Source organism: Chitinophagales bacterium (genome assembly GCA_019694975.1).
Lineage (GTDB): Bacteria > Bacteroidota > Bacteroidia > Chitinophagales > UBA10324 > JACCZZ01.
The window spans coordinates 149,282-171,734 of record JAIBAY010000006.1; the positions used below are offsets into that span (position 1 = coordinate 149,282).

Genomic DNA, 22,453 nt, shown 5'->3' on the forward strand with positions numbered 1-22,453 from the left:
CTGCCGATGCAGTTCACAATGTTTCAGCGGCCACTTATTCTGCAATAGCTCTTGTATTCCAGCTGTAATTTTGTGCAGGGTCATTTATGGAAATGATCACCATTCCCGGTGGCGAGGAAAGTGACACGTGATAAGCCGAAAGTCCTGCTGCGGAAATATTATCTTCTTCATATAACAACCGGCCGGTAACATCATGCACCTGCAATGTTGCCTCTTTCAAAGCGGCAGGCAATTGTACCATAAAACCATTGCTGAAGGGGTTAGGAAACACCGACGGGTTTTCATTTGGTGAAGCAACGGCCAAAACGGGTGTGGCAATGGAAGGACAGATATAGTTATCAGGGTTCAGTTCCAGCGGTTCTCCGGGTGTAAGCACCTGTCCGACAAAACCGGGATAATCTTCCGCGAGGTAGGTGACCCGGAAACAGGAATTCATGAATGGCTGATCGCCTTGTGGCGTGTTACCATTCTGATCAATAGGATTTACATATTTCCAAAGGTTATTGCCATCGCTGTCAATCTCGAGAAAGGTACCTGCCGTCGCATTGCAAATGATGGTGTTGCCGTTGGGTAATCGTTGCGCGCTGCCCATCACCAAAGAAAAGAGGGAAGAAACAGGGTTGGCCGCGTAAATCCAGTCTTGTGCAACAGGCAGGTAGGCAGAATCAGCTGCCAGCGGATAATTGTTGCTGACCATCGCCGGCAGCGTAAAGGATTCAGCGGTGGAGTAGTCGGTGCCGGGACGGCCAACACCATTGTTGAAGAGCAATATCCTGTTATTAGACAACCACACGGCATTATGTTGCTGAAAGAGTTTTCTATCGCTGGAAGTGCCACGGTCGTAGTTTTCCGGATTGCCCCAGCGGTATAAGATATCTCCGCCACGGCCTGATACGCCTCCTTCGTGGCCGGCGGCTTCTTCCTTTGTGGTGCTGTGATCAATAATATAAATCTCATTGAGGTTATGGCAGCTCACGATCAGCTGATCAAGCTCTTCATTGTAGGACAAGCCATTGAAGTGCAGCCAGTCGGCCTGCTGCGAATTTAATGTTCCCAGGTTGATGTCGATCAGTTCAGGGTGGTCGGCTACGGTGCCATAGTTTGGTTTATTCATGTCAGCATCCTGCACCAGGTGATCCCATGCCCGCCATTGCCATACAATTATTCCGGAGTCGGTACCGACCGGTTGTATCTCAACAATTTTATCCGACCACATTTTATTGCCGAGCGATATGCGTCCGTTTGCCTGTGCATCTGTTTTGGTGTGATACTCCCATGCAATGGCCAGTACATTTCCGTTAGGCAACAGCATAGCATCATGATGCTGGCATTGTGTATCGTTGGAAATCTTGTACGACCACAGCAGGTTGCTGTTCCAGTCAAACCGTTCAACAATGCCTCCTTGCCCGCCACCCATAAACTGATTATTATTGGTATTGCCGCAACGCAGCAAGGTGCCGTCTTCCTGCAGGTAAACTGCCAGTCCCGGCTGATAGTAGCTTTGCCATTCATGTACCTTTTTACCGCACTTATCCAGCAAAAAACTTTTTGTGCTGCTCTGTGGCGCAAACAGGATGTACCCGTCTGCCGCGCCGGGATTACTGTAAAACCAGCCAACGGTTTGTGCTTCGGCAGTTATTGCAAACAGGCAGAGGGAGAGCAGTAGCAATCTGGTCATGAATTATTTTTTTAGTAGATCAAATGTACAATTAGCGGGCAAACTGCATAGCGGGGGCCAGGCGTCAGTACTTTGTCACTGCAATTTCTGAAACCCTTGCAGCATCAGCAAATATTTACGCAGGTCATTTTGTTTCACTGATAACATAAGATTTATTGAACTTGCACGTGATTTATTTTCACCATCACCCAACCTTACCGCCTTTTTTGACGTGTTAGCTCTCAAATTACATCCAATCATGAAAAAACTCATCTTACTTCCATTGCTATTACTGCTGTTAGGCAGTGCAAAATCCCAGAACTGCACGGCATACTTTTCCATTGAGCAGAATGGCAGCAGCGTTCATTTCAACAATCAGTCAACACCATATGACAGCACCACGCTGTTTGTGTGGAGTTTTGGTGACGGCACTTCCTCTACTGAATTTAGTCCGTCGCATTATTACAATAACATGGGGATGCAGCTGGTTTGCCTGTACATGCAGAATGCAGCCGGCTGTACGGACTCTTATTGCGACAGCCTGTTTATTGACTCTACCAATACCGGCACCTGTGTTGCTTCTTTCACGGTTCAGCAAACCGGATCGGTAATTTCATTCACCAACACTTCTTCCGGTTCCGGCGGTTTAAGCTATAACTGGGACTTCGGAGACGGCAGCACTTCAGTAGAATCATCACCGGTGCACGCATATGCGGAAAACGGAGTCTATCTTGTCTGCCTGCAGATCAGTTCCTTTTTAGGCTGTTACGACAGCTATTGCGTCTATGTTACTGTCGCTGACTCCGCCTGCTGGGTAAACTTTACCCATATAGCCAACGGCAGCACTGTGCAGTTTTTCAGCAGCACCGGCAGCAGCGGAAACGGAACATATACCTGGGACTTTGGCGACGGGCAGACATCCAATGAAATCAATCCTGCACACAGCTATGACGCTGCAGGGTTTTACAATGTGTGCCTTCAATACACGGATAACAATTGTACAGCTTCGCATTGTGATTCCTTTGATGTAGCAGCCGGCGACAGCTGTTATGCTGACTTTGTGGCCTGGCAATCCTATTCAACCGTGTATTTTTCTTCTTTTAACTATGATTTTTCCAAGCAGTATACCTGGAGTTTCGGAGATGGTACTGCTGCCTATGGTCCTTATGTGTCGCACAACTATGCTGCTGAAGGCATCTATGTCATTTGCCTGACTGTAGCGGATAGTTTTTGTACGGCTACCACTTGCCAGTCGATCTACTATGCACCGGATTCTATCTTCAATAATGGCAATACCTGTCAGGCAGACTTTGAAGTATCCCTGATAGACACGGCCAGTGAAACGATATGGCTCACCGATTTGTCTACCGGCGCCAACACCTACCTCTGGGATTTCGGCGATGGTTCCACCTCATCGGTGCAATATCCATCGCATACCTACAGCGACAACGGCATGTATGAAGTTTGCCTTACGATCATCTGCGACAGCAACAACACTTCTTTTCACTGCGAATGGATTGGTATTATGGATTCGCTTACCAACGGCGGATTTGATGATACACGCTCCGGATTTGTGCTGAACGTGAAGGCGCAAACGGTATCTGCCGTGGAGGAACCTGCTGTTGATCAGGTTGTCAGCATCTATCCCAATCCCGCAACGGATGTTATACACTTCAGCCTGCCTGCATCAGCGGCAGGTGCTGTTGCAATCCGGATTTTTAATGCCATGGGACAACAGGTGGGTCAGCAATCAGCAGCTGCGCATGAAAGCATGCAGTCAATAGATGTCAGCTCCCTGAAAACCGGCATGTACCTAATGCAGATGCAGAACGGAAACAAAATTTTTACGGGCAGTTTTATCAGGCAGTAAGCGAATAGAGGCAAAGGAGTTAAACCGCAGCGGCAACTCCTTTGCCTTTGCCTTTCATGGAGGTCACGGAAGCAATATTAAAAGGATGCCGGGAGAATGACCGGAAAGCGCAGTACGAATTGTACCGCGCCTGTTACCCGATGCTGATGAGTATATGCAGCAGGTATCATCAAAACGAGCTGGACAGCCGTGCAATACTGAATGAAGGATTCCTGAAAATCGTGCTGAATCTCGGGAAGTATTCACCCGAAGTGCCATTCAATTTCTGGATTCGCAGGATAATGATCAATACCATAATCGATCATTTCAGAAAGGAAAAGCAATACAATGAAAATGTGGTGCATGCGGAACATTCACATCTTCAGGTCGTGAGCGGTCAGGATGTGTCGCTGCGTGACAGCTATGATGCGGAAGCGCTGCTGGCGATGGTGCGGAGGCTGCCACCTGTTACAGGAAGAGTGTTCAACATGTTTGCCATTGATGGCTATTCACATTTTGAGGTGGCGAAGCTGCTGGGAATTGCTGAAGGCACATCCAAATGGCATGTGGCGGAAGCTAGGAAAAAGCTCAGCATCATGTTGAAAGAAGAAAACCGGTTCACCGTAAAATCAAAAACCCAATGAGCGAACAGCATCCCATTGATGAGCTGTTCAGGAAACAGCTGGAGGAACGCAAACCTGAATTTGATGAGGCTTACTGGCAGGAAGCTACGCAACTGCTGAACAGGCATAAGGGAACGGCTTTGAAGGGCTCGCAGTGGAAGCTATGGTCACTTGTCGGTGCCGTGGTGATTGCGGGCGCTGCTATCGGTTTTTATATCGGAACAAACAATTTGCGCGTGAAGGAAACAGAAGATGCAGCGCCTGTTGTTGTTGAACAAGGTGTGCAAACGACAACCGGCAACATCAGCACAACATCCGCTGCGATGAATACGGATGCATCAGCAGCAACTGAACAAGTGGTGAAAGAATACATGGTAACAACGGAACAGCATGCTGAAGAGGAAGGAACGCATTCAGAAAGTAAAGCAGTATCCGCTTATCAGCCATCATCTGCAGCGAACTCCCCGAAGCAGCAGGAAGCAGCAACGGACGAATCCGGTACAAAGCAGCAGCAACAGCAAACGCTGATCAATAATAAACCGGAAGGTGAAGATTTGAAGGATGAATCATCAAATGTGAATGCATCAGCATCCGGCCTTGCTAATGCAAGTGGTGAAGCATCAGCAAAGGATGCGATGAGCACTGCTGAATGGGAGTCACAAAAGAATACAGGTAATGAAGGTAATACGCATCAGGCAGATGTTCCCGATCAGCATATTACCATCAGCAAACATCAATATGGAAAGTTCGGTGAAGGCACCATTCATCCGTTCCTGTCATTGCTTGCTGTTCCTCCTTATAATTTATCTGCTGACCGTCAGCCGCCGTCAACAATTGCGGGAACAGCGTATGATGGCACAGCATTTATGAAACGCAACCACTGGAGCAAGGTGAGTTCATTTGAACTTTCGGCAACCGGTGGTTTAACGATTATTACAGTGCCGTCTACAAAGAGCAGCGCTACAGGATTTGAATGGAATGCATTATTGCATTATCGTGTCAACAATTGGCTGGCTGGTGCGGGTGTGGGACAGTTTTCGGTGAAGGATCATTTTTCGTTAACGGAAGATTCTGTTGAAGAAGACTCCTACCTGCAACCGGTCATCACCGTTGATTCCACTATGCTCGTTGACTCTTTCTTCGTAATCATTGACTCCATGCTGGTGCTGATGTATGATACGACGTTTCAATTGCATACAGATACATCCTATCAGCAGGTTACCATGTATGATACCATCACGCAAACGAAGACACTGAGTTCAAGCGGGCGGTATCTTGAAATTCCTTTTATCATCGGGTATCGCTTTCCGCTTGGCAACTGCAGGCTTCAGGTAAGTGGCGGCGCAGCATACGGCTGGTATAGCGGCGGTTTACGTTATGGTATCAACAGCGAAGGTCAATTGATCAGCTATAAGCCCGGTGCCGTGCTGAGCCTTACCGGAAGGCTGACGGTGCAATATCCTGTTCACCCAAAAATATTGCTGCAGGCATATACCGGTGCACGGTATGTGATTGGCCTGAAGAAAGATGTGCCGGAAGAAAATTACCTGCTTTATTCATTCGGGGCAGGAGTGCTGTATCGGTTTTAACTGCACGATTGCATTGCGAAATAATTTTTAGCTGAATTATGGCACAGTACTGCAAGGTGCTACTGGATCATTTCTTTCAGCGGAAGAGGGAGCCCTTTCATCATACCATGTGATTGCACACGGTAAATTCAGATTGAAAAAAATGCGGTGAAAGCAATAAAGACCGTTGCGATTATCAGTACCGGATCAATTTATCGAGCGCCACTTTAAACCGTTCCTTCGGCAGAAAATTATTTTCCAGCGGAATGGCAAACGGAACAGGTGTATCCAATGATCCGCAGCGCATCACGGGTGCATCAAGATCTTCAAAATGATTTTCCGAGACATAAGCAGCTATTTCGCCGCCAATCCCGCCGGTCAGGCAGTCTTCATGCAGGATGATCGCTTTGCCTGTTTTCTTTACTGTGGCTGCTATTGCTTCCTTGTCGAAAGGCAGCAGGGTGCGCAGGTCAAGAATGTCGGCGGAGAATGCTGCATCCGTTGATTGCAGTGTGGCCACTGCTTCTGCAGCCCAATGTACGCCGGCACCGTAGGTGATGATGGATACATCCTCACCTTGCTGCACAAGATTGGCTTTGCCGATTTCGATGGTATAGTAATCATCGGGCACCATGCCGGCAATGCTGCGATATAATGCCTTGTGTTCGAAGTACAATACCGGATTCGGATCTTCAAATGCTGCAAGCAATAAACCTTTTGCATCGTATGGCGTGGCAGGATAAACCACTTTCAGCCCGGGTGTATGCGTGAACCATGCTTCATTGCTCTGTGAATGAAAAGGCCCTGCACCCACGCCGGCACCTGTCGGCATGCGCACCACCACATCGGCATTTTGTCCCCAGCGGTAATGGATCTTCGCGAGGTTATTGATGATCTGGTTGAATCCGCAGGTCACAAAATCGCCGAATTGCATTTCAACCATTGACTTAAAACCTTTCACGGAAAGGCCAAGCGCCGCGCCTACTATCGCCGATTCGCACAATGGAGTGTTACGTACGCGGTCGCTGCCGAAGATGGAGAGCAGGCCTTCCGTAATTTTGAAAACACCGCCATAATCGGCGATGTCTTGTCCCATCAGCACGAGGTCCGGATGTTTCTCCATCGCCTGTTTCATTCCCTGTGCGATGGCATCAATTAAACGTTTTTCGGAAGCGGCAGTGCCCGGTGCAGTAATGACCGGCACATGCGGCGCATACACATCCTGTAATTCTTTTTCTGTATCCGGCGTTATTTCGCCTTCCGCAAAGGCGATCTGCAGGCCGTCTTCTATTTCAAACTTCACTGCGCTCCGCACTTCTTCTTTCAGCCCTTCACTGATAATGCCATTCGCGAGCAGGTAATTTTCGTAATTGATCACCGGATCTTTTTTACTCCATGACTCAATCAGTTCTTTCGGAACATATTTAACACCGCTTGCTTCTTCATGGCCACGCATGCGAAAGGTCATGCATTCCACCAGATAAGGCCGTTGATTGGTGATACAATATTCACGCACGCCTTTGATGGTATCGTACACTTCCAGTATATTGTTTCCGTCAATGGTGATGCCTTCCATGCCGTAACCGATGGCGCGATCCGCCAGTTTCTCACAGCGGAACTGATCTTTCGATGGCGTGGACAATCCGTAGCCGTTGTTTTCAATCAGAAAAATGACGGGAAGATTCCAGACGCTGGCCACATTCAGTGCTTCATGAAAATCTCCTTCACTGGTGCCGCCTTCGCCGGTGAAGGCGAGCGACACTTTATTTTCTTTGCGCAGCTGATTGGCGAGGGCGATACCATTGGCAATGGTAAGCTGTGGACCAAGGTGGGAGATCATGCCCACTATATGATGCTCATTGGAGCCGAAGTGAAAAGAACGTTCACGGCCTTTGGAGAAACCGTTTGCATGGCCCTGCCACTGACTGAACAGTTTGACAAATGGCATGTTGCGTGCCGTGAAAACGCCGAGGTTACGATGTAAGGGCATGATATATTCATCAGCATCCAGTGCCATGGTAGCTCCCACGGCAATTGCTTCCTGCCCGATGCCGGAAAACCATTTGGAGATCTTTCCCTGCCGCAGCAGGTTAAGCATCTTCTCTTCGATCACCCTGGGTTTCACCAGTGCTTTGTAAAGCGCAATCAATGTATCGTTGTCGTAATCGCGGCGGTTGTACGTGATCATCGGATATGGTAATAAGCTGCAAAGATCGTAATCCATGCGGGAACGATAAAATATAGGACGAAATGTTTTCTGCTATACTTGTTATTTGCGGTGCATCATGAACAAAATTTTGTCATTTCTTCAGCATGATACACAAAGAGGCAAACGAAATGAAAATAGTCTCCTAACCATTCTCCTTCCCTTCACAGTTACTGTCTTCCGTTCTTTCACTGCACAATCACTTTCTGCACAACAACACGTCCTCCGTATTGCATCGACAGCAAATAAACTCCTGCGGCTGTGTGCTTACAATCCATGGCAAACGTGTTTTTTCCTGCTGTTGCAGATACATTTTGCTCCAGGATGATTTTTCCATCGTAGCCCTGCAACGTAAACCGAACCCGTGATGCCGTTGGAACGGAATAGCTGATCAATGCATTGCCGGCTGTTACCGGGTTTGGAAAAACAGCGAATGAAGTTGCGGCAGTTTGCACGTTGACATCTCCTACCAGATCATCGAGGCTGAGCTTGTAAACGCTTCGTCCATAAGTGCCAACCACGAGGGTGCGTGTGGGCTGATGCAATTTTAAATCGACGCAGGCGACAACAGGCATTCCGCTGCCTGCCGGTTGCCAGCTTGCTCCGCCGTTGACAGTATAATAGACGCCGACATCGGTGGCGAGATAAAGATATGACTCATACAATGGATCCGGAATGATGCCATTCACCGGCACATCGGGAAGACCGGTGCCGATGTCTGTCCAGCTCTGTGCATCATCAGTGGTTTTATAAACATGGCTTGCATTATCATGAAAACGGTAACCGGAAAGTGTGACGTACGCCGTATGCTTGTCAAACGGGTCGGCTTTCACGCAGGTTACCCAGCGTTCCGGTAATCCATTGTCAACCTCCTGCCAGGTGTTCCCACCGTTCAGCGTATTCCACACTTTTCCGTCATCGGTGCCTGCATAAATTATGTCTTCATCAATGGGTGAAGCATCAATGTAACTGATGGTGCCGAAAATGAGTGTGCCGGTGTAATCGAGTTGTGTGAGCGCCGGACTGATGGCTGACCACGTGTCGCCGAAATCTATTGACCGGAAAACATTTTGCGTGCCTGTATAGATCACATCGGGATTAAGCGGGTCGATGGTCAGTGGATAATTCCAGTTGCCGGTGCCAAAGATGCCATAGGAATAAGACGGATACCAGTTGTAGCCTCCGTCAGCTGACTTCCAGATATTGCCATATTGATAACCGGCTAAAATGGTATAGCTGTCGTTCTGATTCACCAATGATTGAAAACCGTCGCCACCAAAAATAAACTGGTAGTCATCAGGCAGACCGGAAAGGGTGCGGTTGGTGCCATTGTCCTGTAGTCCGACATAAATGCTTGCCGGCAGCGAGTGATCAATTTCGGCACGGTAAACCTGCGAGATTGGCAAGGTGGCATTATAGGTCCAGTTGGTGCCACCATTATTGGAGATATGCAAACCACCATCATTGCCGAGCATCACAAAATTGTGGTTCAGCGGGTGAATCGCCACTGCATGCTGATCCACATGCACACCATTGAAAGTGTTGCTCCAGGAACTTCCGCCATTCACGGTTTTATACATATCGAAACCGATCAGGAATACGATGTTGGGATCAACCGGATCACATTTCACCCTGCCGTACCAGTAGCCTTGCCCGTTTGCCATACTGTTCTGCAGCGACTGATCATTGGTTTCCGACCAGCTGATACCATTGTTCACCGACTTGTACAAACCGCCAAATGAATATTGTTCGTCAAGATAAACGCAATACACCACATTGGGTGAAGCGTCGCACAGGTCAATACCGATGCGGCTGTACTCCACTCCCTGCGGTGGCAATCCGTTGGCGCTGCCGAGTTGGGTGAATGTATCTCCGCCATCCGTTGATTTCCAGATGCCGCTTTCCGTGCCTGCATAATCTTTTGTGTTTGCATGCCTGGTCCGCATCCAGGTGGCTGCAAAAACAATATCAGGATTCTGAGGGTTGATCACCACATCAATAACTCCGGTAGAGTCATTCACAAATAATACGTTCGTCCAGGTCAGTCCTCCGTCGGTTGTTTTATATAATCCGCGGTCAGGTGTTGGTCCGTAAAGATCACCCATGGTAGCGGCAAAGGCGATGTCAGGGTCGGTAGGATGAATGGCCACGCGGCCGGTCATGCGTGTATTTTCCAGGCCGACATTGGTCCAGGTCAATCCGCCGTTGATGGATTTGTAGATGCCATTCGCATCGTACGTGAGTGAGCCGCTGCCGCCATTTGCTTCACCTGTGCCGACATAAATGACTGAAGGATTGGAAGGAGCAACAGCGATGTCACCAATGGAAAGCGTGGTTTCATTATCAAACACCGGTTGCCAGGTGCTGCCACCGTCTTTTGTTTTAAAGACACCTCCGGAAGCGGCGGCGAGGTAGGCAATTTCAGTATTGGAAGGATCAAAAGCTATGTCCACGATTCTTCCACCGGAATTAACAGGGCCCGCAAACTGCCATTGCGCCAGGTCATTTGTTTTAAGTGCTGCCGCTGCCTGTTGCAACTGTTTAAACTGCAGTGCTGCCGCACGGTGCGCCGTGTAATCAATTTTCCCGTAAGGAAAGCTGTGTTGTATGAAAAAGTAATCGCTGTTTTCCGATTCTGCAATTTCGGTTGATGCATCTTTGGCGGCAGGCAGCACCATTGCTTTCCATTGCCAGCAGGCAAGGACGATCAACGCAAATGAAACTATGCTGAAATGAATGGCTTTCATCCGGTGGTTTTTATAGGGAAGAAAATGAATCTACAATCAGGTGTTGCGTAACGATTATTAAAGGAAGATGCTTAAAGGTACAGGATTCATGCAGAAGCTATCTCAAAATATTTGAAGTCATCCTGTCCCGATTGATCGCGATCTGGATCTCTTCCATTCATTGACAGATGCCGAAATAAATCCGGCATGACGGCATTGATTGCCTGTTTTAGATGGCTTCAATGTTGACCTTTTTCAGTTCCGGATTAAATAGTTCAGCCTGCAATAATTCCACCAGCTCATGATCGTGAAATAAGGAAGTAACACGATGCTGCGCCATGACTGACCAGCTGCCGGCCATCCTGTTTTCACCATTTGTTTGATACGCTCCCAACCCTGCTGTCTTCTGTATAACTTATGGATGTACCGGTGCAGTTGGCGATAGTATTGCGGGGAATATGTTCCACGATACATCATGTCCAGGTCATCAGAGTCTGTCCAGTTGGCTTTTTCCTTAAGCTGATCTTTCACTGTTTCATAAAACTTAGTGCCGGGCAGCGGATAAGAGACAGAAATGCCAAGATCATCGGGCATAAGCTCGAGCAGCATTTTTTTTGTGGCGGCAATGTCTTCTTTCGTTTCGCCGGGATAGCCAAACTGTAAAAAGAAAGCCGGCCTGATATGGTGCTTATTTAAAAGTTTTGTGGCGGCATAGATCTGTTCCACCGTAGTGCCTTTATCCATGGCATCAAGTATTTTCTGAGAGCCGCTTTCCGCGCCTACCCATATCGTTTCGCAGCCAGCTCTCGCCAGCGATTCAATGTTATTCTCTTCCAGCAGCAGGTCAACCCGGCACTGTATCTTAAACCTGAAATGCAGTTGTTCCTGCTGAACCAGCTCGCTGAATGTTTTGATCCATCCGGGTTTGAGCCCGAAGATGTCGTCGCAAAACCAGAAGTGATCGGGCTGATAATTTCGCAGCAGCAGCTTGATTTCTTCCACTACATTTTGTGGTGAACGCGAATTGTAGCGGTTGCCATAGATCGGCTTCGCACACCAGTTGCATTTAAACGGACAGCCGCGCGTGGTGGTGAGATTCAGCGAGAAGTATCCATTCTTCTGCCGCCATTTCTTTTGATAGTTAAGCATATCAACAAGGTCCCATGCGGGAAAAGGAATGTCATCCAGCTGTTGCAGCACGCTGCGTTTTGGTGTGCTGATGACTTCATTTCCTGATAAGAAGGCCAGGCCGGCAACCGGCAATACATTGTTGCCGGTGGTCAGCGAATGGAGCAATTCGCGCAGGGTAATTTCTGCTTCGCCTTTGATCACATAGTCTGCTCCCTTTCGCAGGTAGGCCTCAGCATGATCGGTTGCATCGGAACTGGATATGATAATCGTGCAGCCATATTGCCTGGCGATTGCAATCATCTGAAAAGCCGCCTCGCGCATGTTGCTGAGGCACATCTTTGTGAGATAATTGAAGCCGTCATCATAGATAACAAAGAATGCCGGCATTTCTTTTTCAAAGACGGGAATGATTTCATTCACTGACTGTGACAGGATGGCGTCATGCAATGCCACCTCATATCCTTCCTGTCTCAGCACGGCTGCTGCATAGAGTGTCGCCAGCGGCGGATAGGGCTGCATGAGCCGTTGCTGTTTTTGGTCGAAAGAAAGAAAGTAAGTATTGGCAAGCAGTACGGTAGCCATTACCGTAAAGATATACCATGCTTTGCTTCAAAGGCTTCACAGTTTTCACGGTAGTGTTTGAGTACCCTGAACTGAAAGCCCTGCGGGTGATGCTTTGATACATCTTTGCGGGAACGCATGTTCACCTCAAATTCAGCGGCAGCAAGGTCCGGGAATTTTTTCTTCCAGTGATTGACGGTTGCTTTGTAAAAATAGCGGTCGAGCCACTCGCCCAATGAGCCGTTCAGCAATTGCTCCATTGCATGCTTCACCCTGCTTTCTTTTTCTTTCAAAACAAAACCTTCACGCGGTGCGGCATTAGGGTAATAGTCTTTCACCCACTCATTGGCCGAAAAAAAATTCCTGTACAGCGTGTGATTATAGAAAGGCAGCAGCGTGATCAGTTCTGTGGCTGTGAAAATATTCTTGTCAGGAATCTCAAGGCTGTCGCTGCCGATGAAGTAGTTCACGCAAAAATATTTTTTTGAATTCAGCAATAGCAGCTTTTTGAAAAGGATCAGAAGCGAACGGCATACCCACAGGCGACCGGGTGCGGTGATGATAAAAAAATCGATGTCGGTGGTTTCATCAAAATAATCTTTCGATAAGGAACCCGACACACATACGCCACGCACATAAGGAAAGCGGGCAATCAGCGATGATCTGTCAGCGGCTTTACGCAGCATGCGCTGAGCCAGCTCATTACCCAGCTTTCTTCGCTGCACAAGCTGCGGATCATTTTTCAGCAGGTAGAAGCCATCGATGTGACAGATGTATTGATGTGACTGTAAGAATTGAAGGCTACTGCTTAGCTGTTGCTCGCTGCAACCTTGTTCCCGGCAGTGATAAAGTATCTCCGCCGCAGTTAAAGGGTAACGGAACAGGTCGTAGTACAACAATACCTTCAGTGCCGATATAGTAAACTTATCGTTTACAGCAGGACTTCCGGCGATATTGACAGCAGCAGGCAAGCAGGTTGTGATTTACAGGGATTATTGTGGCATGTGGTTACAGTGAAAATGAAGATCCTGAAACAAGTTCAGGATGACGGCGTGGATTTTAAAAATGTTGCTGATCATCAATGTGGCACTTACAACAGATATGCACGATGGAAAATTAATCAATTGGCGATAGAGATGTATGGTAAAAGTGAACATGTTAACACATGCAGAAAAAACTTTGGCATGATGCAGCATCATACATCACCGTCCCCGGCGACTGTTACTTCGAAAATGTAATTCCATTCCCACCAGCATTTTTTCCTGCTCACTTCGCTGCACCTGCATTTATTTTCAGCGGCAATTTGCTGAATCCGGCCAATGTTGCATTCTTCGGAAAGCACCATCCATGTTTTAGTGCCGGCATGCATGAAGGAAGGAAGTGCGGAAAATAATTTGTGATAGTATTCGAAGTCCGCACCGCAGTACCAGGGCAACGCGGCATCCGTAGTTGCTGCTTTCGGATAATATGGCGGATTGATAACGATGAAGTCGAAGCGGCGCGCAGGCAATTGATCGAACAAATCGCTGTGTATCACTTCCGCCTGCGAATGCAGCAAGGCTTTATTCAGCAGCAGGTTTTGCACAGCAGTCATGCTGAGATCTGATGCGGTGACGGCGGCGCCATGTTGTTCGGCGACGAAGGAAATAAGTCCGCTTCCGGCCCCGGGTTCCAATAGCGAATGACCGAGCAGATCAGCCTTGAGCAGGTATTGCAGTAAATAATGGGTGCTGAAAAAAAATCCCGGGTGAAAAACACCGGGCAAAACCCTGACCGTAATATGCTCATACCGGTACGATCGCTCCTTTGACAGGTATCGTGTCAGCCATGGCCGGTAAAGGTAATGCGCAAAGTATCCGGGTATCGGTTTCATGCCTGCTTTGATCTGCAAGGTAATGGATGCAAAGGAAGCATGCGTTTTGAAAACGGCATGTATTGCTAATGCATGTTGTATTTGCAAAATTTGTTTAGCATCCGCAATTGATTCTTTATAGATTCACGCTTCCAAAAATCTTTGGTACGGTTTAATAAAAGGAATCTTAGCTGATCAACGTATTCAGTGGTGGCATCGGGAAAAAGAAAACTTAAGCAACAGCGGTTACAGGAGCCACAGCCTGCAGCTAAGGTATTGCCTGCAGCAATGGTGCAGGATGATCTTGCTTTCGGTAAATTTCGTTTCCGTGCAAAGCCTGTATGCTGGTGCAGTGTTGCGGCAATGGCTTTGTTTTTATTGCTGGGTGCTGCACGCATGGGTGTGCCGGCTGATGCTCCCATTGATTATAGTTATGGTGAAGCGTGCCTCCGCTATTTCAGCTCATTTGGTACAGACACGTCATTCGCTGCCCTGCAGGTAAATAAGATCAGCTTTCCGGATCAGAAATATTATGGGGCTGCTTTTGAGATGATAGCGCCTGCCATCAATGCTGTTTTGAAGCCCGCCAATCCATTTATCACGCATCATATCTTATGCGCACTGGCCGGCATTTTGTTGCTGCTGTTCACCAGCCTGATAGCGAAACAACTGAAAGGATGGACTGCAGGGTTGCTTGCCCTATGGCTTCTTTTTCTTACACCAACGGTCACCGGCAATGCTTTTTTCAACTCAAAAGATATTCCATTCGCGGTAGCCTTTGCAGCAGGTTTTTATTTTCTCGTGCAGCTCCTCCAAACAGCACCGGCCATCCGCCGTTTCGCTTTTGCCGGCGTAGCTTTCGCTGTTGTGGCCGCAGTGGCTATTCGTATCAGCGGTATTCTGCTGCCAGCCTATCTCGCATTTTTTGCAACAGGCTGGTATCTTTTCTCCGTCAGCAAGAATGACAAGCATGTGATGTTCCGCAAATGGCTGGTGCCATTTATGGCTGTCATTGCGCTGAGTTCAGCACTGGCCTTACTCACCTATCCAAACTTCTGGCGCGAAGGCCTTGCACATATTACCGGAGGACTGGCAGCCACTAAAAAGTTTCAGCATAGCATCTCTATGCTCTATGCCGATAAAATCATCACTTCGCAAAAGATTGATACGGTCGGATACCTGTGGCGATACCTCTATATGACAGTGCCTGAAGCAGTGATGCTGGGTTTTGTACTTTCTGCCGGTATATTAATTCGTTTTGCCAACCGGTTTCAAAAGTCATATTCATGGATGCTGTTCTATGCTGCCATCTTTCCCGTTGCCTGGGTAATGCTGATGCATTCACCGGTTTACAATGGCTGGCGTCATATCATGTTCGCTTATCCTTTCGTGATCGTGATCACATCGGTGGGTATCACCGAATTATTTTCGCTGACCGCAAAATCAGCATTCCGCTATGCACTTGCCGCTTTGCTTTTAGCAGCAATGCTGGATCTGCTGGTGTGGCAGTTACGCGCTTTTCCCTTCAACTATGTTTACTACAATCACCTCAGCGGCGGATTGCCCGGCATATACAAACATTATGATACCGACTATCAGCAGCTGACCACGTATGAGGGCATGCAATGGCTTCTGCAGCATGAACCTGTGGCTGATAAAAAGGTTACCGTCTTAAGCAACAATGCCAATGCACTCCAGTACGCATATGACTCAACGAAGGTGAAATTTGAGTATGTGGCGATCAAAGACATGTGGGCCGTTGACTGGGATTATGCCGTGGTGTCCACCGTGTTTCTGAATCAGAAAGCGATTGATGCCATGTTTCCACCCTATGGCACGCTGCATACGGTTGAACGATTCGGTGTGCCGTTGTCATTTGTGGTGAAGCGCGAAAGCCGGGATGACCTCACCGTTTTCCGGATGATGCGCGCCGACAGCCTCGCGTATGCTGCCGGCCTCATTGAAAAGATTTACCGGTCTAACACCACGAATACGACAGCTTGGTACTGGAAGGCATGTCTCCTGTACCTGCAGGACGATTATGCAACATCACTGCGGCTGCTGAAGGATTACAATCAGCTTTTTCCGGAGCAGGATTATATTTATGAACTCACGGCGTATAACTATTATGCCATGGGCAACTACGCAGAAGCGCTGAAATTCCTGCAAGTGGTTTATAAGAAGAACCCATCCGGTACTATGTATAACAGGCTGATAGGCGATTGCCTCACCGCGCTTGGTCATTTTGATCAGGCAAAATATTATTATAACAAGGTAAGACAGTGAGTGCTACTGTGTAGAATGAATTAATTTCTCAACGTTAGCGGATCAATACACTGCTGTATCTCAAAGCGAGTCTGCCATGATTTATCAGGCAATGCCATGAGCACCAGAGTGCAGCGCGAATTTTTTTGCATTTTCTAGGATACGTTCGCTTCAGAAAGGTGAATATGTTTCGTTTTTTGCTTTCGACCGGCGACCGGAGAAAAGTTTCAGCATGGCATCAGCATCTCAGAATCCTTCCACTTCGGGTTGCCGGTACTTCAGCCAGAATTTCTGCAGCGCTTTTATCTCGTATGGAAAATGATACCATTGGAGATGATAGCGCAATGCGGAAAGACCGCTGATGACTTGCTTGTGGAAGGTGGTAAGTTTCCTGTCACTCACCGTTGGATAGTATCCGTTCAGTACTGTCTCAAAATTTTTTATCCTGTCGATCATATACGGTTTGAGCCAGGGCGTGAGCGGATTTTTACGCAGATCGAAGTTTTCCCAGTGTGGTGAAATCCAGTCTTCCAGCGTTACGGGAAAATGAAATCCCTGTTCCTTAACACGCTGAAACAATGCGGAACCTTCCGTTGGCACCGGTGAATAGACGTAAATAATAATTTCTGTTTTTGGGTTAACGGCTTTTATTTGCCGGATAAAGGCGATGTCTTCTTCTATCTGCCGGTTCACTTCGTCTTCACTATCGCCCGGTGTGCCCAGCACAAAGGAATATTCAGGAATGATGTCAAACTTTGCCATGCGCGCGGCAAATGTCCTGATCTGTTCTCCGGTTTGGGTGCCACCCTTGTCCATCTTTTTCAGGATGGCATCATTACCGGTTTCAGCACCAAAAAATATCATCCGGCAGCCGGCTTCCCGCATCGCAGCTATAGAAGCATCGTCATATTTATCAACGGTATCAATCCGGCCTTCACCCCACCATACCATATTTTCTTTCCTGATAAGCTGAGAAAATTCCACGGTGCGCTTTTCAGACACAAAAAAATTATTGTCGTGGAACTCGATGGCATCACCGCCGAAACGGTCTTTCAGGAATTTGATGTCGTTGTAAATGTTGATGGCGGATTTTCCTTTCCAGCGTGCATTGTAGATAGGAACGATACCACAGAAGGCGCATTTGAAGGGACAACCTATGCTGGAGTGATATGCGATGGTGCGCTGACCCAGAAATGTTTTGCCAAGATATTTTTGAAGAGGATAGAAACGGTTGAGCTGTTCATAAGGAAGCGGCGGAAGTTCATCCTGATCATAGAGTTCATCTTTTGCGGTTTTAACAATGGCTTCGCCTTCTCTGAAGATTAAGTTATTCACTTGTTTTGTTTCTTCTTTCGAGTGTTGCCGGCGCAGCAGTTGCAGCAATTGCGGAAAGGTTTTATCGCCGGGGCCATACACTACATAGTCAACATATCCGGATTGCAGCACAACAGTGGATTGATTGGAAGCAAAATAACCTCCCCAGATAATGACAATGCCGGGGAAAGATGCTTTCACTCGCTTAGAGAAAGGGATGGCTTGTTTCAGTTGAGGCCCGGGCATTACCGTCAGCGCGAAACATTGATAAGTGCCGCTTTGCAGGCAAGCTTCTATCCTTTGCCATGGATCTTTTTCGAGGTTGCCGTCAACGATGGTGTAGTCAAAGATGCCTTCAATGCCGGCGGCCACCTGTAAAATTGAATTGGGAATGCGTGCTTTATAGTCGGTTGCCCGCGGGTTAAACAATAATATCTTTTGCATGGAAGAGGCAGCCATCATGGTTTGAAATTAATACAAGCCATCTCAAAACAATGAGGTCATGCCGAATTTATTTCAGCATCGGTATGATCACGAATAGTCATTAACTTGAACCGCAGCCGGCTTTTCATGAACAACATCAAAAGAAAAATATCACGCTACCTGAATACACGGAAGCTTCATGCCGTGGCAATCAGTGAAGACGATACGGCGAGGGTAGTCATCAGCAGTGGCAGGCAGCAATATGACGTACAAAATGCGCATGCCCTCCTATCGCTTAAGCCATTTGCCATCGCGGTGAATGCTGCTGCTGTGCCTGACATACATGCGGAAGAAGTTACGTTGCAGATAATAAAGAATGAAAAAGTATTGGGAGCGCTACGGCTGACAGCAACCGGTAAAGAAGCAACAGGCGGATTGCAGTTGCTCCTCTTCGAAGCAACGCTGACGCATCAACCATTTCACTGGCCGGAGTACACCTGGAATATCTTGCTGCTGTCTTTGAAGAACAGCACGAATAAAAAATCACAAAATTTCATGGTGCCGCCCGATGAATTGCTGAAACTTTTTGTATTCAGTCTCAAGCCACGTCCGGTTTACCTTGTTTCGGTGCAGCACGACCATGGTTATGACATCTTCCCGGTTGACATTGCCGGCTCTATCGATGAAACACATTGTATCTATAGCATTCGTTCGAGCAGTGCGGTGATACCGATGATCAAATCAGTAAAAAGAATCTGCGCTGCAACGGTGCCGTTTGATCAGCGACAGGCTGCTTACCGGCTTGGTCATTATCATCAGGCCAGTATCGTTCCGGAAGCCGATGCGGTGCCAACGGTCTTGTCGCAAGTGTATAGAATTCCGGTGCCGGCATTTGCCGTTCAGGTGCAGGAGTTGCTGCTGGAACATAGTTTTAGCAAAGGTGTGCATACGCAATTTGTTTTTCGTGTCGCACATCATTATGCATGGAGCAAAGCTCCGGTGCTGGGACATACGCCCTGGTTTAACCGTCATTATTTCAGGGAAAGCTCTGCGGTTTTTAAATAATCAGTCATGATCAAAAAAATAATAAAAGGCAACACCTTTCATCGTATACGCACCATGTTGTTTCCTTACCGTTTGATGGCCGATGAATATTATGATGCCTTGTATGTAACTATCAATGGAGCACCGCTCTTCGTGCCCGAGAATATTTATTGTATCCACTATGCCATAGCGCACCTGCCAACGGATGATCCTGTGCTGGAGATAGGTTCATTCACCGGCATGTCAACATGCATGCTGAGTCACTTTCTTTCGCTGCACAACCGTGAAAATAAACTGATCACGGTGGATAAATGGGAGTTTGAGGAGAAGGAGAAAAATTATTACGCGCGTGTTTTGAAAGTGCCGCCCGCGGAAATGAAACAGTACATCCGTGAATCTTTTATCCGTAATGTGCGGCACTTCAGCGGTGAGTGGTTGCCGCATACCTTTGAAATGTTTTCCGATGAATTTTTTGAATGCTGGCATCATCGCCGGAAGGTGAAAAATATTTGGGGAACATCGGAAGATACCGGCGGTGCTGTCAGCTTCGCTTACCTCGATGGCAATCATCAGTATGCATTTGTGAAGCGTGATTTTGAAAATGTTCACCGCTGCCTCGTGCAGGGTGGTTTTATCTTCTTTGATGATTCTGCCGCGCATATCAGATCCGGCATGCACGATTTCATGAAAGAGATGAAACAACGGAAAGACTATGAGGTCGTGCTGAAAAATCCGAACTATCTCTACCGGCGAATACGGTGATGCTGTACGCGGTTCAGGTAAGTTGCTTGCCGGCAAAATAGTAGATAACACCGATTATCCATTGTGCCATAGCCAGGGCGATGAAGATGGCCGTAAACGGTTGCGGCAGTATTTTTATCAATATGAAAATCAAAGCGACAGTGAGGACAATGAAGAGGAGGGAGATCAACACTACAATGTGCTGACGGTTATTTTTAAACAAACGGTAGATCAGCGGCGCATAGTAAAATCCGGGAATCACCATCAGCCATCCCAACAGAAAAACGACCGGATCATATTGAAACCGGTAGATCACCGGCAGCAACACCGAGGATGAAAAAACCGCAATGGCGGCAATTAACATGCCTACAATAAACAACCGGAGTGCCATCTTACGGATGGAAGCAACGGGCAAACGGTAGATGAAAGAGAGGTAAGGAATGAGCAGGATAGGAATAAAGAGCTGGATGGCCTGCAAAAAACTCATCAGTACCTGGTAACGTGCAACAGCTGCTTTATCGAAAAATGTGGTGATACAGATGAGATCCACCCTGCTCGCCAGCATGCCGGTGAAATAGAGCAGGAAAAAGGAAAAAGCCGATTTGAAATAATTGCTGTCGTAGTCGCGGAAGGGCAACGGCAGTACTGCATTCCTGAAAAGCAAAACGACAGCAATACTCTTTAACATCTCAGCAATGGCAAAACAGCTGAGCAATACAGAAAGGTCTGCCGGCTGCAGATAAAAGATGCCGGCACCAATGAAAATGAATCCTGCTGATTCCAGCAACAGCGTGACAGCGAATTTTCTTCTGAATACAATCAGCGCATCATACGACATGTAAATAAACTTTGCTGTCAGCAACAGGCCGGTCCATGCCATCACCGGCAATGGCATTGGTATAAACAACAGCAATACCAGCATCGCGGGCAGCAACAGGCTGCGGCTGCCAAAGCTATGCTGCCAGGAAGCGCCGATGGAAGAAGGATCAATGCTGAAGCTGCGCACGAGATAATCTTTGTTTCCCCAGGCCATGATGTTACCTGCAAGGCCTGTCCACAAAAGTAACTGCACCATTTCGCCCCACAGCGAATCAGCAAGCAATCGGATTACGATAGCTGCAATCGCTACATTGAACAGCATTGGTACCAGGTTGTATGCCGCACTCATCCCGAAGAGCATCAGGCGTTGCCGGAATTTTTTAAATGGGAGGGCAATCATGAATACAGAAAAAACCGGTTTGCAGCAGCAATAAACATAAGATTTTTTCCCCTTAAACAGATGGCTGAATGCAGTGCATGAAGCTACTTTTATCAGCATGCATGATGGTAACACGCTTTTAACGCAGCATCAGTAGTTTCATCAGTGCAGTGATTCGATGAGCCGTGTGTATGCTTTAATGGTTTCTTCTACCGGCAATATTTCCACCGGTGAAAAATCAGGCTGCGGCAAATGCAGGATGCTTTTCATTGCCAACAACATCGCAGCTTCATCGGTGCAGATGGCTATTTTGGGATGATCCATGATTCTTCCCACATCATGGCAAACCACGTACATGCCTGCTGACAGTGCTTCAGAAATTACTGTCGACTGCCCTTCCGATGCGGAAGTGTGGAGTAATATTTTTGCCGCTTGCATTTTTTCTCTCACCGCTTCACGGCTTACAGCGCCTGTGAAGGTGACCTGTTCATTTAGCCCAAGTGTTGTTACCAGCTCAATCAATGTATCATAACCGGAGCCTTTGCCGATAATCTGCGCCCTGATGTCTGGTAATTCATGCTTGAGCAGGGAAATAATCCGGATGGCTTTATCAACCTGTTTAAGAGGAATGAGTGAACTGACGATCAGCATGTCTATGATTCTGTTGTCTGCCGTGCCATCGGCTGTTACCTGCTGCAGTAAACCCATGGGAATAACCGCAGCTGCCTTTCTGCCTGTTGCCTGAAGCAACTCAGCATTCATCTGCTGATTGAATACCACTACAGTCAGCTTATCAGGATGCAGTTTTTGCAGGTAGGCATTAGTTGTTCTTACATCTTGTCCTGCGGCAATGGCAATATGATCTGTCGCAAAAATTTTGGTGAATTGTTGTGCGATAAAAGTGGCTTCTGTCAGAAAATAAGAAAGCAGCACGGTGCGCTTTTTTTTCTTCATCAGTACGAGGTGAAAAAAAACCTTCAGCCAGGTATACAGCCGCATCAGGCCGTTTTTATCGTGGCCGCCGGCTGCATAAACAGGAATCGAATGCCATGTATATGATTTCGGCCGATGAGGGTATTGAAACGAAATGACTGATAGAGAGATGCCGGGACAGCATCGTTTCCAGCCCAAAACAAAATCCTGCAAAGCCGGCAGGCAGCTTGTATCGTTTTCGTCTGCTGCGAAACCCGGCGTCAGCAATATGATTTGAAACGGGACCGTCATGCTATAACCGGAGCAATAAAAATGTAAGGGAAACTATGGTTGGTGCCCAAAAGTTTTCCGGTTGGTATTAC

General features: G+C 47.5%; 15 protein-coding genes. 6 read left to right on the plus strand and 9 right to left on the minus strand.

The window, feature by feature from the left end:
* Window positions 1–34: 34 nt before the first annotated feature.
* On the minus strand, window positions 35–1,678 hold the full coding sequence (locus tag K1X61_12240) for an aryl-sulfate sulfotransferase (GenBank protein ID MBX7109410.1): 1,644 nt from the start codon (window positions 1,676–1,678) through the stop codon (window positions 35–37).
* A 238-nt stretch (window positions 1,679–1,916) separates the two neighbouring features.
* Here K1X61_12240 and K1X61_12245 point away from each other — a divergent pair, with 238 nt between their 5' ends.
* The 3 genes from K1X61_12245 to K1X61_12255 are packed head-to-tail and all read left to right on the plus strand — an operon-like array spanning window position 1,917 to window position 5,718.
* The gene (locus K1X61_12245; GenBank protein MBX7109411.1) at window positions 1,917–3,527 is read left to right on the plus strand and encodes a PKD domain-containing protein; all 1,611 of its coding nucleotides are present in this window, start codon (window positions 1,917–1,919) and stop codon (window positions 3,525–3,527) included.
* A 56-nt stretch (window positions 3,528–3,583) separates the two neighbouring features.
* Entirely contained in the window at window positions 3,584–4,150 is a 567-nt protein-coding gene (locus K1X61_12250; GenBank protein MBX7109412.1) for a sigma-70 family RNA polymerase sigma factor, read from the plus strand.
* A complete protein-coding gene (locus tag K1X61_12255) occupies window positions 4,147–5,718 on the plus strand; it encodes a hypothetical protein (GenBank protein MBX7109413.1) in 1,572 nt (523 codons plus the stop codon). Before K1X61_12250 ends, K1X61_12255 begins: the two co-directional genes overlap by 4 nt.
* Before the next feature lie 175 nt (window positions 5,719–5,893).
* Here K1X61_12255 and K1X61_12260 read toward each other — a convergent pair whose 3' ends face one another.
* The 5 genes from K1X61_12260 to K1X61_12280 all read right to left on the minus strand — a co-directional run bounded on the left by K1X61_12260 (window position 5,894) and on the right by K1X61_12280 (window position 14,194).
* The gene (locus tag K1X61_12260) at window positions 5,894–7,885 is read right to left on the minus strand and encodes a dehydrogenase E1 component subunit alpha/beta (protein MBX7109414.1); all 1,992 of its coding nucleotides are present in this window, start codon (window positions 7,883–7,885) and stop codon (window positions 5,894–5,896) included.
* Between the two features lie 206 nt (window positions 7,886–8,091).
* Window positions 8,092–10,650 carry a T9SS type A sorting domain-containing protein gene (locus tag K1X61_12265; GenBank protein MBX7109415.1) on the minus strand — a complete coding sequence of 853 codons (2,559 nt, stop codon included), beginning with the start codon at window positions 10,648–10,650 and terminating at the stop codon, window positions 8,092–8,094.
* 234 nt (window positions 10,651–10,884) lie between these two features.
* Window positions 10,885–12,342: a B12-binding domain-containing radical SAM protein gene (locus tag K1X61_12270; GenBank protein ID MBX7109416.1), complete on the minus strand. Its 1,458-nt coding sequence runs from the start codon at window positions 12,340–12,342 to the stop codon at window positions 10,885–10,887.
* Window positions 12,342–13,292: a hypothetical protein gene (locus K1X61_12275; protein MBX7109417.1), complete on the minus strand. Its 951-nt coding sequence runs from the start codon at window positions 13,290–13,292 to the stop codon at window positions 12,342–12,344. Before K1X61_12275 ends, K1X61_12270 begins: the two co-directional genes overlap by 1 nt.
* 224 nt (window positions 13,293–13,516) lie before the next feature.
* Window positions 13,517–14,194 (minus strand): methyltransferase, encoded by a 678-nt coding sequence (locus K1X61_12280; protein ID MBX7109418.1) that lies wholly within the window; start codon window positions 14,192–14,194, stop codon window positions 13,517–13,519.
* A gap of 189 nt (window positions 14,195–14,383) precedes the next feature.
* On the opposite strand from K1X61_12280, the gene K1X61_12285 reads away from it, so the two are divergent.
* Window positions 14,384–16,459 (plus strand): hypothetical protein, encoded by a 2,076-nt coding sequence (locus tag K1X61_12285; GenBank protein MBX7109419.1) that lies wholly within the window; start codon window positions 14,384–14,386, stop codon window positions 16,457–16,459.
* Between the two features lie 225 nt (window positions 16,460–16,684).
* On the opposite strand, the gene K1X61_12290 is transcribed toward K1X61_12285, so the two are convergent.
* Window positions 16,685–18,196 carry a B12-binding domain-containing radical SAM protein gene (locus K1X61_12290; protein MBX7109420.1) on the minus strand — a complete coding sequence of 504 codons (1,512 nt, stop codon included), beginning with the start codon at window positions 18,194–18,196 and terminating at the stop codon, window positions 16,685–16,687.
* 126 nt (window positions 18,197–18,322) lie between these two features.
* Here K1X61_12290 and K1X61_12295 point away from each other — a divergent pair, with 126 nt between their 5' ends.
* Window positions 18,323–19,240 (plus strand): flavin reductase family protein, encoded by a 918-nt coding sequence (locus K1X61_12295; GenBank protein MBX7109421.1) that lies wholly within the window; start codon window positions 18,323–18,325, stop codon window positions 19,238–19,240.
* Window positions 19,241–19,246: 6 nt separating this feature from the next.
* Window positions 19,247–19,981: a class I SAM-dependent methyltransferase gene (locus K1X61_12300; GenBank protein ID MBX7109422.1), complete on the plus strand. Its 735-nt coding sequence runs from the start codon at window positions 19,247–19,249 to the stop codon at window positions 19,979–19,981.
* Window positions 19,982–19,994: 13 nt separating this feature from the next.
* Here K1X61_12300 and K1X61_12305 read toward each other — a convergent pair whose 3' ends face one another.
* Window positions 19,995–21,179: a hypothetical protein gene (locus tag K1X61_12305; GenBank protein MBX7109423.1), complete on the minus strand. Its 1,185-nt coding sequence runs from the start codon at window positions 21,177–21,179 to the stop codon at window positions 19,995–19,997.
* Window positions 21,180–21,320: 141 nt separating this feature from the next.
* The gene (locus tag K1X61_12310; GenBank protein MBX7109424.1) at window positions 21,321–22,382 is read right to left on the minus strand and encodes a glycosyltransferase; all 1,062 of its coding nucleotides are present in this window, start codon (window positions 22,380–22,382) and stop codon (window positions 21,321–21,323) included.
* Window positions 22,383–22,453 lie beyond the last annotated feature (71 nt).

What these genes read in the sequence shown, in the direction of transcription:
- K1X61_12240 (MBX7109410.1), bottom strand. Translation starts at nt 1,678, where the DNA reads ATGACCAGATTGCTACTGCTCTCCCTCTGCCTGTTTGCAATAACTGCC.
- K1X61_12245 (MBX7109411.1), top strand. Translation starts at nt 1,917, where the DNA reads ATGAAAAAACTCATCTTACTTCCATTGCTATTACTGCTGTTAGGCAGT.
- K1X61_12250 (MBX7109412.1), top strand. Translation starts at nt 3,584, where the DNA reads ATGGAGGTCACGGAAGCAATATTAAAAGGATGCCGGGAGAATGACCGG.
- K1X61_12255 (MBX7109413.1), top strand. Translation starts at nt 4,147, where the DNA reads ATGAGCGAACAGCATCCCATTGATGAGCTGTTCAGGAAACAGCTGGAG.
- K1X61_12260 (MBX7109414.1), bottom strand. Translation starts at nt 7,885, where the DNA reads ATGATCACGTACAACCGCCGCGATTACGACAACGATACATTGATTGCG.
- K1X61_12265 (MBX7109415.1), bottom strand. Translation starts at nt 10,650, where the DNA reads ATGAAAGCCATTCATTTCAGCATAGTTTCATTTGCGTTGATCGTCCTT.
- K1X61_12270 (MBX7109416.1), bottom strand. Translation starts at nt 12,342, where the DNA reads ATGGCTACCGTACTGCTTGCCAATACTTACTTTCTTTCTTTCGACCAA.
- K1X61_12280 (MBX7109418.1), bottom strand. Translation starts at nt 14,194, where the DNA reads ATGAAACCGATACCCGGATACTTTGCGCATTACCTTTACCGGCCATGG.
- K1X61_12290 (MBX7109420.1), bottom strand. Translation starts at nt 18,196, where the DNA reads ATGCAAAAGATATTATTGTTTAACCCGCGGGCAACCGACTATAAAGCA.
- K1X61_12295 (MBX7109421.1), top strand. Translation starts at nt 18,323, where the DNA reads ATGAACAACATCAAAAGAAAAATATCACGCTACCTGAATACACGGAAG.
- K1X61_12300 (MBX7109422.1), top strand. Translation starts at nt 19,247, where the DNA reads ATGATCAAAAAAATAATAAAAGGCAACACCTTTCATCGTATACGCACC.
- K1X61_12305 (MBX7109423.1), bottom strand. Translation starts at nt 21,179, where the DNA reads ATGATTGCCCTCCCATTTAAAAAATTCCGGCAACGCCTGATGCTCTTC.
- K1X61_12310 (MBX7109424.1), bottom strand. Translation starts at nt 22,382, where the DNA reads ATGACGGTCCCGTTTCAAATCATATTGCTGACGCCGGGTTTCGCAGCA.